Annotated in this window: 11 protein-coding genes; 4 read left to right on the top strand and 7 right to left on the bottom strand. The window is 63.9% G+C overall.

Annotated elements, in window-relative coordinates:
* Window positions 1–150: 150 nt before the first annotated feature.
* The 7 genes from NKI41_RS09015 to NKI41_RS08985 all read right to left on the bottom strand — a co-directional run bounded on the left by NKI41_RS09015 (window position 151) and on the right by NKI41_RS08985 (window position 9,587).
* Entirely contained in the window at window positions 151–2,463 is a 2,313-nt protein-coding gene (locus NKI41_RS09015; RefSeq protein WP_352682569.1) for a Tex family protein, read from the bottom strand.
* Window positions 2,464–2,582: 119 nt separating this feature from the next.
* Window positions 2,583–3,764 carry a serine hydrolase domain-containing protein gene (locus NKI41_RS09010; protein ID WP_352682567.1) on the bottom strand — a complete coding sequence of 394 codons (1,182 nt, stop codon included), beginning with the start codon at window positions 3,762–3,764 and terminating at the stop codon, window positions 2,583–2,585.
* A gap of 150 nt (window positions 3,765–3,914) precedes the next feature.
* Window positions 3,915–4,949: an ABC transporter substrate-binding protein gene (locus tag NKI41_RS09005; RefSeq protein WP_352682565.1), complete on the bottom strand. Its 1,035-nt coding sequence runs from the start codon at window positions 4,947–4,949 to the stop codon at window positions 3,915–3,917.
* 23 nt (window positions 4,950–4,972) lie between these two features.
* Window positions 4,973–5,773 carry an ABC transporter permease gene (locus NKI41_RS09000; protein ID WP_352469567.1) on the bottom strand — a complete coding sequence of 267 codons (801 nt, stop codon included), beginning with the start codon at window positions 5,771–5,773 and terminating at the stop codon, window positions 4,973–4,975.
* On the bottom strand, window positions 5,766–6,686 hold the full coding sequence (locus tag NKI41_RS08995) for an ABC transporter permease (protein ID WP_352682563.1): 921 nt from the start codon (window positions 6,684–6,686) through the stop codon (window positions 5,766–5,768). Before NKI41_RS08995 ends, NKI41_RS09000 begins: the two co-directional genes overlap by 8 nt.
* Window positions 6,686–7,780, bottom strand: a complete 1,095-nt coding sequence (locus NKI41_RS08990) for an ABC transporter ATP-binding protein (protein WP_352682561.1) — start codon at window positions 7,778–7,780, stop codon at window positions 6,686–6,688. The genes NKI41_RS08995 and NKI41_RS08990 overlap by 1 nt, the downstream gene beginning before the upstream one ends.
* A gap of 139 nt (window positions 7,781–7,919) precedes the next feature.
* The gene (locus NKI41_RS08985) at window positions 7,920–9,587 is read right to left on the bottom strand and encodes an amidohydrolase (protein ID WP_352682559.1); all 1,668 of its coding nucleotides are present in this window, start codon (window positions 9,585–9,587) and stop codon (window positions 7,920–7,922) included.
* A gap of 141 nt (window positions 9,588–9,728) precedes the next feature.
* On the opposite strand from NKI41_RS08985, the gene NKI41_RS08980 reads away from it, so the two are divergent.
* The 4 genes from NKI41_RS08980 to NKI41_RS08965 all read left to right on the top strand — a co-directional run bounded on the left by NKI41_RS08980 (window position 9,729) and on the right by NKI41_RS08965 (window position 14,084).
* Window positions 9,729–10,760 (top strand): histone deacetylase family protein, encoded by a 1,032-nt coding sequence (locus NKI41_RS08980; RefSeq protein ID WP_352682557.1) that lies wholly within the window; start codon window positions 9,729–9,731, stop codon window positions 10,758–10,760.
* 206 nt (window positions 10,761–10,966) lie between these two features.
* Entirely contained in the window at window positions 10,967–12,610 is a 1,644-nt protein-coding gene (locus NKI41_RS08975) for an MFS transporter (protein WP_352682554.1), read from the top strand.
* Window positions 12,611–12,747: 137 nt separating this feature from the next.
* Entirely contained in the window at window positions 12,748–13,608 is an 861-nt protein-coding gene (locus NKI41_RS08970) for an FAD binding domain-containing protein (protein ID WP_352682552.1), read from the top strand.
* Complete coding sequence (locus NKI41_RS08965) at window positions 13,608–14,084, top strand: (2Fe-2S)-binding protein (RefSeq protein WP_352682550.1); 477 nt, start codon at window positions 13,608–13,610, stop codon at window positions 14,082–14,084. Before NKI41_RS08970 ends, NKI41_RS08965 begins: the two co-directional genes overlap by 1 nt.
* Window positions 14,085–14,086: the final 2 nt, after the last annotated feature.

Below are 14,086 nucleotides of genomic sequence, written 5' to 3'. Positions count from 1 at the left end.
ATCGAAACAGAAATCTTGAAACGCGCGGCTTATCGGCTCCCGTCCTGAAAAAATCAAACGAAATAGCTTCGCCGATCCATGAGCATTGGTGATGGATCATCAATGTCGAGCGCCGCCGTCTGACCTGGCGGCGCAGCCCGGCTCGCGAAATTACTTCCGCTTCAACGCATCGGCCAAAGCGGCGCCGAACGCGCCCTGCTGCACCGGCCGCTCCGGCTGGCGTTGGGGCGCGGGCGCGCGCGGCACCGGCCTGCCGCCATTGTCGCGCGGCTTCGGTGCGCCACCGCCACCATCCTTGCGCATCGACAGGCCGATGCGCTTGCGCTTGATATCGACATCGACGACACGCACCTTGACCACGTCGCCGGCCTTGACCACCTCATGCGCGTCCTTGATGAACCGATCGGCCAGTTGCGAGACGTGCACCAGCCCATCCTGGTGCACGCCGATATCGACGAAGGCGCCGAAAGCCGCGACATTGGTGACAGTGCCTTCAAGCTGCATGCCGGGCTTCAGATCCTTGATGTCGTCGATGCCATCGGCAAAGGTCGCGGTCTTGAAGCCGGGGCGCGGATCGCGGCCGGGCTTTTCCAGCTCCGCCAGGATGTCGCGCACCGTCGGCACGCCGAAGCGCTCATCGACGAAGACGCGCGGATCGAGCGCCTTGAGTGCGGCGCTGTCGCCCATCAGCGAGCGGACGTCGCGCCCGCAGGCCGCGACGATCTTCTTGGCAACGCCATAGGCTTCCGGATGCACGGCCGAGGCATCGAGGGGTTCGCTGCCGTTTGGAATGCGCAGGAAGCCGGCGCATTGCTCGAACGCGCGGGGTCCAAGGCGGGAGACCTTCAACAGTTCGCGGCGGCTGGCGAACGGGCCGGAGGCATCGCGATGCGCAACGATCGCCTCGGCCAGCGATGCGCCGAGACCCGAAACCCGCGCCAGAAGCGGCGCTGACGCCGTGTTGAGATCGACGCCGACGGCGTTGACCGCATCCTCGACCACCGCTTCCAGCGAGCGGCCGAGGCGGTACTGATCGACGTCGTGCTGGTACTGGCCGACGCCGATCGACTTGGGCTCGATCTTGACCAGTTCGGCGAGCGGATCCTGCAGGCGCCGCGCGATTGACACCGCCCCGCGCAGCGACACGTCGAGGCCTGGAAATTCAGCTGCCGCCGCTGCCGAGGCGGAATAGACCGAGGCACCGGCTTCGCTGACGATCACCTTGAGCGGCTTCGGCCCGGACCCGGCAGGCATATCAGCCAGCATGTCGGCCACCAGCCTTTCGGTCTCGCGGCTGCCGGTGCCATTGCCGATCGAGATCAGCTCGACCTTGTGCAGCCGGATGAGCTTGGCCAGTTCGGCCTGCGTGCCGCGGACATCGTTCTTCGGCGGGAACGGATAGACCGTTGTCGTCGCCAGCAGCTTGCCGGTGCCGTCCACCACCGCCACCTTGACGCCGGTGCGAATGCCCGGATCAAGCCCCATCGTCGGCCGTGAGCCGGCAGGGGCGGCAAGCAGCAAATCCTTGAGATTGCGGGCGAAGACATGGATGGCTCCTTCTTCGGCCCGCTCGCGCAGATCGCGCATCAGATCGAGCGTCAGGTGCAGCGACAGCTTTATGCGCCAGGTCCAGCCGGCGACCTCCATCAGCCAGCGGTCTCCCGGCAACTGGCGGCCGATGGCGTAGGCGTCGGCAATCATCCGCTCAACCGGTTTCACCGGAGAGGCGTCATCGGCATCGACTTCGATGTCGAGCGACAGAACCTCCTCGTTGCGGCCGCGCAACATGGCCAGCGCGCGATGGCTCGGCACGTTGGCCCAGCGCTCGACATGGTCGAAATAGTCGGAAAATTTCGCGCCGGCCTCCTGCTTGCCGTCGACGACGCGCGAGCGCAGGAAGGCGCGTTCCTTCATGTAGGTCCGCAATCTGCCGACCAGGTCGGCATTCTCGGCGAACTGTTCGGACAGGATGTCGCGCGCACCCTCGAGCGCCGCCTTGGTATCGACGACGTCTTCGCTGATGTAGGCCAGCGCCAGCTCGGCGGGTACAGCCGTACGGTCGGCGAGAATAGCTTCCGCCAGAGGCGCGAGCCCGCGCTCGCGTGCGATCTCGGCCTTGGTCCGGCGCTTCGGCTTGTAAGGCAGATAGATGTCTTCGAGTTCGGCCTTGGTGCCGGCCGCAGCGATCTTTGCCTCGAGCTCCTCGGTCAGCTTGCCCTGCTCGCGGATCGAACCAAGGATGGTGTCGCGGCGCGCGTCGAGTTCGCGCAGATAGGCGAGCCGCTCGGCGAGGTCGCGCAGCTGCGTGTCGTCGAGGCCGCCGGTGACCTCCTTGCGGTAGCGCGCCACGAACGGCACGGTCGCGCCGTCGTCGAGCAAGCCGATCGCCGCCGCAGCCTGTTCGGGCCGCGCGGCGATCTCGGCGGCTATGATGGTCGCGATGCGCTTGATGTCGGCTGCCATGTCGTACCTGTCGCTGGTCGAAACGAGCGGCGACCATAGGCGCAGAGTACTGCCGCGCCAACTGCGCCATTTTCAACCCGGCGAGAGGTCCACAGGAAAGGTCGGGCTGCCTGGATGGATCAGACCATCCGGCTCAGCGCCTCGAAGAAGGAAATCATATCCAGATCGAGCGGATCGTCGACCGGTACCGGCTGCGACGACATCTTTGCGATCACAATTTCGGCCTTCGGATTGACGTAAAGCCACTGGCCGTGGATGCCGATGCCGCAGAAGGCGCCGCTTGCGGCGCCCGTCTGGTACCATTTGTTGCGGTAGCGGCCACGCGGAAACAGGAACGCCATCGTGCCGCGCCGCCAGGCCTCGGCGTCGCCGCCAGTTTCGGTCGTGTCGCGCACCCAGGCTTCCGGCACGACGCGGCGGCCATTGGCTGCGCCGCCTTGCCGCATCATCTCGCCGACGCGTGCAAGGTCGCGCGGTGTCACCGAAATGCCGCCGGCGGTGCGCGCCGTTCCTTCCGTGTCGACTGTCACCGAGGCGTCGCCGACGGCGCCGAGCGGCTCCCATAATTTTTCGCGCATCAGATCGTCGAAACGCCGGCCAGAAGCACGTTCGAGCAGGATGCCGAGCAGGTCGGAATTGGGCGAACGGTAGCGGAACGTCCGGCCATGCGGCTCGGCCAGGCCCTGCAGCGTCGTGAGGAAAGTGGCCAGGCTCTCGATGCCCCCGCCTGGATTCCACAGCATGGCGCGGCGGTAGCGGGCGAAGGCGCTTTCCGGATCGAGATAGGCCTCTTCGAAATCGAGGCTGACACTCATGTCGAGCACGTGCCGCACACGCGCATCGCCATAGGCCGAGCCGGCGGCTTCGGGCAGATAGCGGCTTACCGGAGCCTGCGGATCGAAAATCCCCTCGCCTTCCAATATGCCGGCAACAATGGCGGTCAGCGACTTGCTGATCGAAAAGACGATGTGGCGCGCCCCAAACTCCATATGCGGCGCGAACCAGTCGCCGACGAATTTGCCGCGTTTCATGATCGTCAGCGCGTCGGTATCGGAGCGCGCGAGAAACGCCGCGACAGTCTCCGCGCCGCCTGCAAGAGCGACCTTTTCGCCAAGTAGCCCGCCGAAATCCTGCTCCGGCGCCTCGCTGCTGCCCGGCTGTGCCGCCACGGCAGCGCTCGGCACCAGCTCGCCGACATTCTGGAACGACCACCGGCTGAACGGGCTTTCCCGCCAATTGCCGAGCAGCACCTCCTTGCGGGCAAAGCCATACCTGGTCTCGAACGCGGTCTTGCCGGCCATAGCCGCTTCCTTCCGGGTCTTTGGCGTTCTAGGCGAGCGCCGCGGCGATGGCGTGCACGGCTTTCAGTGTCGCCACCGATAGGCGACGTTAAAAAAATGCGGACAAAACGGACCCGGCGGGCGCCTGCCGCCGGGTCCATCACGATGCGGTCACTTCTGCAGTTCGGTCCAGATCTTGCTGTAGATTGCCTGCACGTCCTCGGAACACAATTTTTGCAGCTCGCCATGCGCCTTGACGTCTTCCGGGATGATGACTTCCGGCGCATCCTTCATATCGGCCGGCATGTACTTGTCGGAACCGGCAATGCCGTTGGCGTAGCGGTGGAAGGCGGATAGGCCGGCGGCATTTTCCGGATCCATGATGAAGTTCTGGAACAGCTTGGCGTTCTCGACATTCTTGGCGTCCTTCAGGACCATGACATTGTCGCTCCAGAGGCCAAAACCTTCCTTGGGATAGAAATAGTGGATCTTGGGGTTCGCCAGCCGCTGGCGAAAGGCCGAGCCGTTCCAGTCGCTGGTCGCCTTGAAATCTCCGGCGCCCATTTTCTCGATGGTATTGTATTCCATCGCGATCCAGTTCGGCTTGGCAGCAACCAGAGTGTCACGCACCTTCTTCAGCGTTTCCTTATCGCTGGCGCATTGCGCGGCGCCGACATATTTGGTCGCCGCGAACATGACGTCGTTCATTTCCGGCACGACGTTGACCTTGCCCTTCAGTTCGTCGGGTGTGTTGAAGATAATGCCCCAACTGTCCGACGGCCCCTTGTAGACATCGGTGTTCACCACGATGCCCACCGTGCCCCAAGCCCATGGCACGGAATATTTGCGGCCGGGATCGAAATCGGGATTGGCCCATTCCGGCGCCACGTTCTTGAAGTTCTCCATCTTGCCGGGATCGGTCTCCTGAACGAGGCCTTCCTTGATCCAGATCGGCACGAAGGTTTGCGAAGGCACCGCGATGTCGAAGCCGGTGCCGCCCTGGCGAACCTTGGCCAGCGCCGTATCGTTCGAATCGTAATCGGTGATGGTCACCTTGATGTTGTATTTCTGCTCGAACTTCTTGATCACGTCGGGGCTGGTGTAATTACCCCAATTGTAGATGTTCAAAACGCCGTCCGCGAAAGCGCCGCTTGTCGAGGCGAGCAGCGCCAACCCGACGGCGGTCGCTGATGTCTTCCAGTTCATGTTTTAGCTCCCATTTTCGATTTTCAGTCCCGTTTCCTGCTGATGAAGAAAAACAACGTCACGATGGCGACCGACAAGAGCAGGAACACGGTCGATATCGCGTTGATCTCCGGCGTTATGCCTCGACGTATCTGGCCAAGCATGTAGGTCGGCAGCGTGTCCTGGCCGCCCGATTTCACGAACTCGGTGATGACGACATCGTCGAGCGAGATTACGAAGGCCAGCATCAATCCGGCCAGGATGCCGGGCCAAAGCAGCGGCAGGGTGATGCGGCGGAACGTCTTCCACGGCGTCGCATAGAGATCGGCGGCGGCCCGTTCCAGCGTCAGGTCCATGTTCTCCAGCCGCGCCCGGATCGGCAGGTAGGCGAACGGAATGCAAAAGGCCGTATGCGCCGCGATTAGGTAGCCGAGTCCGGAATAGCCGGTGAATATCTTGATGCGCGAGAAAAAGATCAGCAGCGCCACGCCGGTGACGATCTCCGGCACCATCAGAGGTTGGTTGATGGCGGCATATTTGAAGGTCAGGCCGGGATAGGGCGGCGTGCGCGTGGTGGCGAGCGCCGCCATGGTGGCGAAGATCGTGGCCAGGATCGCCGCGATGGCGCCGATCTGGAAGGAGCGCACGGTGGCGTCGATGACTTGCGTGTTCTGCCACGCCGACTGGAACCATTTGAGCGAGAAGCCGCCCCATTCCGACGTCGAGGTCGCGGCGTTGAAGGCATAGACGACCAGCACGACGATGGGCAGATAGAGCACGACGAAGCAGGTCGCGGCGATCGCGGTGAATCCCGGCTGATGCTTGATTGCGAAGCTGCTAGCCATGACGCATCTCCGACCGGCCGGTGTTACGCACATAGGCGAGCAGCGCCACCATGACGATGACCATGACGGCGATCGACAGCGCCGAGCCGAGCGGCCAGTTGCGGCCTTGCCCGAACTGCAGCTCGATCAGGTTGGAAAGCATCATGGTCTTACCGCCGCCCAATAGGACCGGTGTGACATAGGCGCCGAGCGCCGGAATGAACACCAGGATGGAGCCGGCGATGACGCCCGGCTTGACCAGCGGGAAAATGATACGCCTGAGCACCTGGAAGCGTGTCGCATAAAGATCGTAGCCGGCTTCGACCAGCCGGAAATCGAGTTTTTCCATGCTGGCGTAGATCGGCAGCACCATCAGCGGCAGATAGACATAGGCCATGCCGATCAGGATGGCTGTATCCGTGAAGAGTAGCTGGATCGGCGCCGAGATGATGCCGAGCTTGAGCAGCACCGTGTTGATCAGACCCTCGTTGCGGATGATCTGCAGCACGGCGAAGGTGCGGATCAGCAAGTTGGTCCAGAACGGTATGGTGATCAGGAACAGCCAGAGATCGCGCGTCTTCTCGCTGCGCGTCGCCATGAAATAGGCAGTAGGAAAACCAAGTGCCAAAGTAGCGATCGTGGTCACGATGGCAAGCTTGATCGAGCGCCAGAAGATAGTGACATGGGCGGCAGCAATGGAAAGCGTGTCGTCGAAGATGTCGCGTTCCATGAACACCGATGTCCAGGCCTCGGGCGAGAATTGCCACTTCACGTCGCCATAAGGGCCGGGCGTCAAAAACGAATAAACCAGCACGATCAGCAAGGGACCGGTTGCTGCAAGGAAGATGATCAGCAGGGCCGGCGCCGACAGCAGCCAGCGGTCGCGGATGTCGCGCCGTTCGGCCGCCTTGGCGACTTCTTCCGCGCTCGCCATCAATCCCTCAGCACTTGCGCGGCGTCGTTGCCGATCGAGACGCCGACCTTGTCGCCCCGCTCGAAACCGCAGCCTGCGCTGCGCGTGTTCTGCTGGCGCACGGTGAAGGCTTCGCCGCTGTCCAGTTGGACATGAATATGCGTGTCGGTGCCGAAATAGACGATGTTTTCGACGGTTCCGGAAAGATCGCCCTTGCCGCCGGTCAGCTTGGCGTGTTCCGGCCTGACCACCAGCGTCGCATTCTCCTTCGGCTGGAAGCCCTCAGCCACCGTCGCGTCGATCGTCGCGCCGGATTTTAGTGTCGCGCGCGCCTTGCCGTTGCCGATACCGGTGATGGCCGCGGTCAGGAAATTGGTTTCGCCGATGAAGTCGGCGACGAAGCGCTCGGCCGGCTTGTCATAGATGTCCCAGGGCGTGCCGACCTGCAGGATCTTGCCGGCCGACATCACGGCGATGCGGTCGGACATGGTCAGCGCTTCTTCCTGGTCATGGGTGACGAAGATGAAGGTGATGCCGGTCTGGTGCTGCAGCCGTTTCAGTTCGATCTGCATTTCCTTGCGCAGCTTGTAGTCGAGTGCCGACAGCGGCTCGTCGAGCAACAGCACTTTCGGCTGCGGCGCCAGCGCGCGGGCCAGTGCGACGCGCTGCTGCTGGCCGCCGGAGATCTGGCTGGTGCGGCGGGCACTCAGCGCCTCCATCTTGACCAACTTCAGCATCTCGGCGACGCGCGCCTTGATTTCGGTCTTCGGCTTGCCCAGCATCTCCAGCCCAAAGCCGATGTTCTCGGCCACCGTCATGTGCGGGAACAGCGCATAGGACTGGAAGACGGTGTTGACCGGCCGCTTGAACGGCGGCAGCGGCGCGATGTCGTGGCCGTGCAGCAGGATTTCGCCTTCGCTGGGAAAATCGAAGCCGGCGATCAGCCTGAGCAGCGTCGTCTTTCCGCAGCCCGACGGCCCGAGCAGCGTGAAGAACTCGTTCTCGCGGATCGACACCGAAACCGTGTCGAGAGCGGCGACTTGTGCGTCCCCGGTACCGAACACCTTGCGGACGCCGCGGACCTCGATTGCACTCTTACCCGGTTGATCCGGCACGCATTACCCCATTTTCATGTCCGCTCTTGATGGCGGATCCAGTTCCCATTCGATTGTCAGCATATGCCGGTCGGCTTGGCAACCATGCATCTGGATCTCGGTTCAGAACGCAAGCCCCATGCCATAGTCAGCGCCATCATCAACCCCGGTAAGTGATCTTGCCGCCGCAGATGGTGCTGACCGGACGCACCTTGTGCAAGGAAGCCGGTTCAGTTGCCTCGATATCGGCCGACAGCACCACCAGATCGGCCAGATAGCCTGGTTTCAGCCGGCCCTTACGGTGTTCCATGAATTCGGCATAGGCGCCTTCGACCGTATAGCCCGCAAGCGCTTCCAGCAGCGAGAAGCTCTGGTCGGGATCGCCCTCTGCCCAAGGTTTGCGCAGCACCGCCGCCTGAATGCCCAGGATCGGGTCGACCCGCGACACCGGCCAGTCGGAAGCGAAAACGACATGCGCGCCCGCCTGCTTCAGCGTCCGCCAGGCATAGCTGAGCGGCCATCTTTCGCGGCCGATGCGCGAGAGCGTCGGCTCCAGCGGGAAGTCCATGGCGCCGGGCGGGTGCGGCGGCTGCATCGAGGCGATGACGCCGAGTTCGGCAAAGCGCGGCACGTCGGCGGCAGTGGTGACCTCGATGTGCTCGACCCGGTGACGGCTGTCGCGCCTGCCGTTCTTCCGCCGCGCCGCCTCGTAACCGTCGAGGACCGCGCGCACAGCGCCGTCGCCTATCGAATGCACGGCGATCTGCAGGCCGCGCCGGTCGGCCTCCACTGCCACCTCGGCGAAATGCTCTGGCGTGAACAGCGGCTCACCGCGCCAGCCCGGCCGGTCGGCATAGTCGTCGACCATGACCGCGGTCCAGCCTTCCAGCACGCCGTCGTAAAACATCTTGACCATGCCGGACGACAGCCATTCCGATCGATAGGAGTTGGCCATGCTCGATGCCTTTTCCAGCTTGTCGAGCGTCATGAAGTTCTTGAAATGAAAAGGTATCTTGGTGCGGCAGAGCAGCCGCCCTTCCTGCTCCAAACCGGCAAGCAGTTCGAGCTGGTAGAGATTGCCGTCCATGTTCTGGATCGAGGTGATGCCGTGGCGGGCGCACCATTCCAGACCGCGATGCATCAGGTCGCGATCGGCCGCGACTTCGGCTGCGGAAGGGTACGGTTCGGGCTCGCCGCCTGTCGCAAGGCCGAGCCGCACGCGGTTCTGCCCGGAAAGCTCGAGGATCGGCCCAAACGCCTCGCCCTCGCGCAATTCGCCGGCCGCGAGGCCGTCGGCACCCATGACGATCTCGTTGCCGGGGCCGAGTTGCTTGCCGTGCAGGATGCCAGCCAGCTTCAGCGCCTTGGTGTTGGCCCACATCGTGTGGTGATCAGAAGCCGACATGGCGAACGGCCGGTCGGCGATGATGCGGTCGAGATGATGGCGGGTGACCGGCTCTTCCTTGGAAAGGATCGTATAGTCGACGCCGGCCCCAAGCAGCAATTTGGCGTTCGGCCGTGCCGCAGCGTAGGCGCGGATCGCGTCGCTCAGCGCATCGAAGCCATGCACGCCCTGAAGGTGTAGATTGTCCAGTTCGGCGGCGCCGCCGAAAAGGTGCATATGCGCTTCGATGAAGCCCGGCACCACCGAACCGCCTTGCGCATCGATGATCTTCGTGGCCGGCCCTTTCAGCGCCTCGATCGTCCGGCGATCGCCAACCGCCAGGATGTTGCCGTCCTTTATCGCCACCGCTTCGGCTGTCGGATTGCCTTCGTCCATGGTCAGCACACGGGCATTGGTGACGATCAGGTCGGCATTTGAACTCATGATTACCCGCAGGTCGGTTGCGCTGCCGGCAGGCTAGACGACCGGCTGCCGGGCCAGCAAGCCATGGCTGGTTGGCCCAGCGCCTTGTGAAAGGCAGTGCAGGACGGTTAGGGTCGCCGCGTCTCACCACGGAACAATTTCATGAAGACTGTTTTTTCGCCTTTCCATGCCGGCCATTCCGGCAATGTCGAATTGATCGCCGGCGCCATCGTGCCGGCCTTTGAAAAGCCGTCGCGCGCCGAGTTCATCAGGGCGCGGGTGGAGAGCGAGAAGCTCGGTCCGATCCTGCCGCCGGAAAGCCACGACCTCGCCGCCGCCAGGAAGGTGCATGCCAGCGACTACATCGATTTCCTGCCGACCGTGTGGCCGCTCTGGGAAGCGTCGGGCCGCAGCGGTTCGGCCATTCCCTTCACCTGGCCGACGCGCGGCCTGCGCGGCGACGTGCGCCCGAAAGGCATCGATGCGCTGCTCGGCTTCTACTCCTTCGACGGTGGCGCAACGTTCGTCAAAGGCACATGGGATGCGATCAAGTCGTCCTATGACGTCGCGTTGACCGCCGCCGCGCTGGTCAAGGCCGGTGAGCCTTCCGCCTTCGCGCTGTGCCGCCCGCCAGGGCACCATGCAGGGGCGGCCTTCATGGGCGGCTATTGCTTCATCAACAACGCCGCCGTCGCCGCGCAATGGTTCCGCGACCATGGCGCCGGGCGCGTTTCGATCCTCGACATCGATTATCACCACGGCAACGGCACCCAGGAGATATTCTATCGCCGCGGTGACGTTCAGGTGCTGAACCTGCATGGCGATCCGATGACGGAATATCCCTTCTTCCTCGGCCATGCCGACGAACGCGGCGAGGGCGACGGCGAAGGCTTCAACGACAATTACCCGATGCCCTTCGGCACCGGCTGGGACGTGTGGAACGCCTCACTCGAGGACGCTTGCACGAGGCTTTCGGCTTATGCTCCTGATGTCGTCGTGGTTTCACTCGGCGTCGACACCTTCGAGAAGGACCCGATCAGCCAGTTCAAGCTGAAGACACCCGACTACCCCAGGATCGGCCGCCGCATCGCCAGGCTCGGCCTGCCGACGCTGTTCGTCATGGAAGGCGGCTACGCCGTCGAGGAGATCGGCATCAACGCCGTCGGCGTGCTGACCGGCTTCGAGGACCGCTAGAGGCGCTGCCGGTGCCCACAAATCATATGGCAGCGCTCGGCGCGGCAAGCGCTATGGCGGGCAGGCGCGCTATCTCGTTGTTGGACCATGATCTTTGTCGAGAATGCGTTCGCCCTTTGCGACATGATGTTCTATTTTTTGAATCCATGGCTTGAGGGGCCGATTCATCGGAAGAACAAAACGCGTTTGAGCCCGGGAAAGCATTTATGAACGACGACACACCGGAAAGCGAAAGCGCCTCGGCGCTGGCGCCGTTCCGGCACGGCATCTTCCGGGCGGTGTGGTCCGCCAGCCTCGTCTCCAATTTCGGTGGCCTCATCCAGGGCGTTGGCGCCGCCTGGATGATGACGACGATCGCCACCTCGTCCTACCAGGTGGCATTGGTCCAGGCCTCGACCACCTTGCCGATCATGCTCTTCGCGCTGCTGGCCGGCGCCATCGCCGACAGCTTCAACCGGCGCAAAGTCATGCTGATCGCCCAGATCTTCATGCTCGTCGTCTCGGCTCTTCTGACCGTCTTCACCTATCTCGACCTGATGACGCCGTGGACGCTGCTCGCCTTCACCTTCCTGATCGACAGCGGCACCGCGCTCAACAGTCCGTCCTGGCAGGCTTCGGTCGGCGACATGGTGCCTCGCACCAAGGTGCCGGCGGCGATCGCGCTCAACTCGATGGGCTTCAACCTGACGCGCAGCGTCGGCCCGGCGATCGGCGGCATCATCGTTGCCGCGGCAGGCGCTGCCGCGGCCTTCGCCGTCAACACGCTGAGCTATGTCGGCCTCATCGTCGTGCTGGCCCGCTGGAAGCCGGAACTGCCGGCATCGACCTTGCCGCGCGAGACGCTGGGCGCCGCCATGGGTGCCGGCCTGCGCTATGTCGCCATGTCGCCCAATATCGGCAAGGTGCTGGTCAGGAGCTCGGCTTTCGGCTTCAGCGCCGGCGCCGTCCTGGCGCTGCTGCCGCTGGTCGCGCGCGACGTCGTCAAGGGCGATGCCTTGAGCTACGGCATCATGCTCGGCGCCTTCGGCATCGGCGCCGTCGGCGGCGCGCTGACCAGCGTCAGGCTGCGGCAGCTGCTGTCCAGCGAAACCATGGTGCGCATGGCATTCGCCGGCTTCGCCGTCTGCGCCTTCAACGCCGCCGTCAGCAATCATGCCTGGCAGACGTCGCTCGGCCTGCTGCTCGGCGGCGCCTGCTGGGTGACCGCGCTGTCGCATTTCAACGTCACCGTGCAGATGTCGACGCCGCGCTGGGTGGTCGGCCGCGTGCTTTCGGTCTACCAGACCGCGACCTTCGGCGGCATCGCGCTCGGCAGCTGGGTCTGGGGTGTCGTTGCCGGCGCGCATGGCGCCGAAGTCGCCCTGATGGCGGCCAGCGTCGCCATGCTGGCGGGAGGCGCCATCGGCCTGCTGCTGCCGCTGCCGCAGCAGGCGGTGCTCAACCTCGACCCGCTCAACCGTTTTCAGGAGCCGCATCTGGCGCTTGATCTCAAGCCGCGCAGCGGTCCAATCGCCATCATGATCGAATATGTCATCCGCAACGAGGACGTACCGGAATTCCTCGCCACCATGGCCGAGCGCGGCCGCATCCGCCGCCGTGACGGCGCCCGCAACTGGACCTTGGCCCGCGATCTCGAAAATCCGTCGATATGGATCGAGCACTACCACACGCCGACTTGGGTCGAATATATCCGCCACAATCGGCGCGCCACCTACGCCGACGCCGTCATCGGCGAGCGCATAAGGGCGCTGCACAGCGGCAACGAGCCACCGCGCGTCCGCCGCATGATCGAGCGCCCGACGACAGCCGGCACCGCGCTGGTCATGCCGAAGGGTCCGATCGAGCATTAGCGGCTGGCGGTGCGTCCAGTTGGACGAGCAAAATGAAATTGCGGCGCCTGGCCCAATCCGCGAATGCACGAACAGGATGGCCATTGTGGAGAGACGGTTATATCAGTTGGTGTGACTATGACCACTAAGGGGAGACGATGCGTTACATACGTCCGCTTTCAATTGAAGACGCCGCCGGCCTGTTGGCCGGTTCAGCCGGCACGGCCGCCATCCTCGCCGGAGGCAGCGACCTCTTGGTGCGAATGAAAGGCGGCTTTATCGAACCCGACCTGATCGTCGACATCAAGGCGATCGACGGGCTTGGCGAGATCAGGGAAACAGCCGAGGGCTTCAGCATCGGCGCGGCGGTCCCCTGCGCCGTGCTGGGCGAGAACACGGCCCTGCAGAAGGCATGGCCCGGCGTCGTCGAAGCGGCCAAGCTGATCGGCTCGAAGCAGGTGCAGGGACGCTGCACCATCGTCGGCAATCTGTGCAACGCCTCGCCGGCCGCCGACAGCGTGCCGGCGCTGGTGGCCGCTGGCGCCAAGGCTGTGATCGTCGGCCCGGGAACCAGGCGCACGATTGCCGTGCAAGCGGTGCCGACTGGGCCGGGCAAGACGTCGCTGGCCAAGGGCGAGATCATCGAGGCAATCCTGCTCGACAGCCGTCTGCCGCGTTCGGGCGATGCCTATCTGCGTTTCATTCCGCGCACGGAGATGGACATAGCGGTGGTAAGCGCCGGCGTGAACTTGACGCTCGATGAGCAGGGTCGCGTCAAATCCGCCCGTCTGGCGTTGGGCGCCGTGGCGCCGACGGTAATTCTGGTCGAGGAGGCCGCCGAGGTTCTCATCGGCTCCAAGCTGGACGAAGCCACGCTGGAGAGGCTCGCCAAGGTCTGCTCGGGTGCCTGCCGCCCGATCGACGACAAGCGCGGCACCATCGAATTCAGACGGAAAGTCGCGGGTGTGCTGGCCAAGCGGGCCGCCACGACCGCCTATGCACGCGCAGGAGGCAAATGATGGCTGGTGTGGCAGTATCAACGACAATCAACGGCGACAATGTCGAGTTCCTTTGCCAGCCGGACGAGACGCTGCTTGATGTCCTGCGCGATCGCCTGGGGCTGACGGGCGCCAAGGAAGGCTGCGGCACCGGCGACTGCGGGGCCTGCAGCATCATCCTCGACGATCGGCTGGTGTGCTCGTGCCTGGTGCTCGGCGCGGAAGCCGAGGGCCGGCACGTCGAAACCATCGAGGGCATGGCGCATGGCGACAGGCTGCATCCGCTGCAGCAGAAATTCCTGGAGCACGCCGCACTTCAATGCGGCGTCTGCACGCCGGGCTTTTTGATAGCGGCGAAGGACCTTTTGGCCAAGAACCCCGATCCGACCGAGGAGGAGATCCGCTTCGGCCTCGCCGGGAACCTCTGCCGCTGCACCGGCTATGACAAGATCGTGCGTGCCGTTCAGGACGCGGCCTGCGTGATGAAGGGAGCATGACG

The organism is Mesorhizobium sp. M0601 (genome assembly GCF_040320845.1).
Taxonomy (GTDB): domain Bacteria; phylum Pseudomonadota; class Alphaproteobacteria; order Rhizobiales; family Rhizobiaceae; genus Mesorhizobium.
This window is presented reverse-complemented; position numbering and strand designations above follow the sequence as displayed.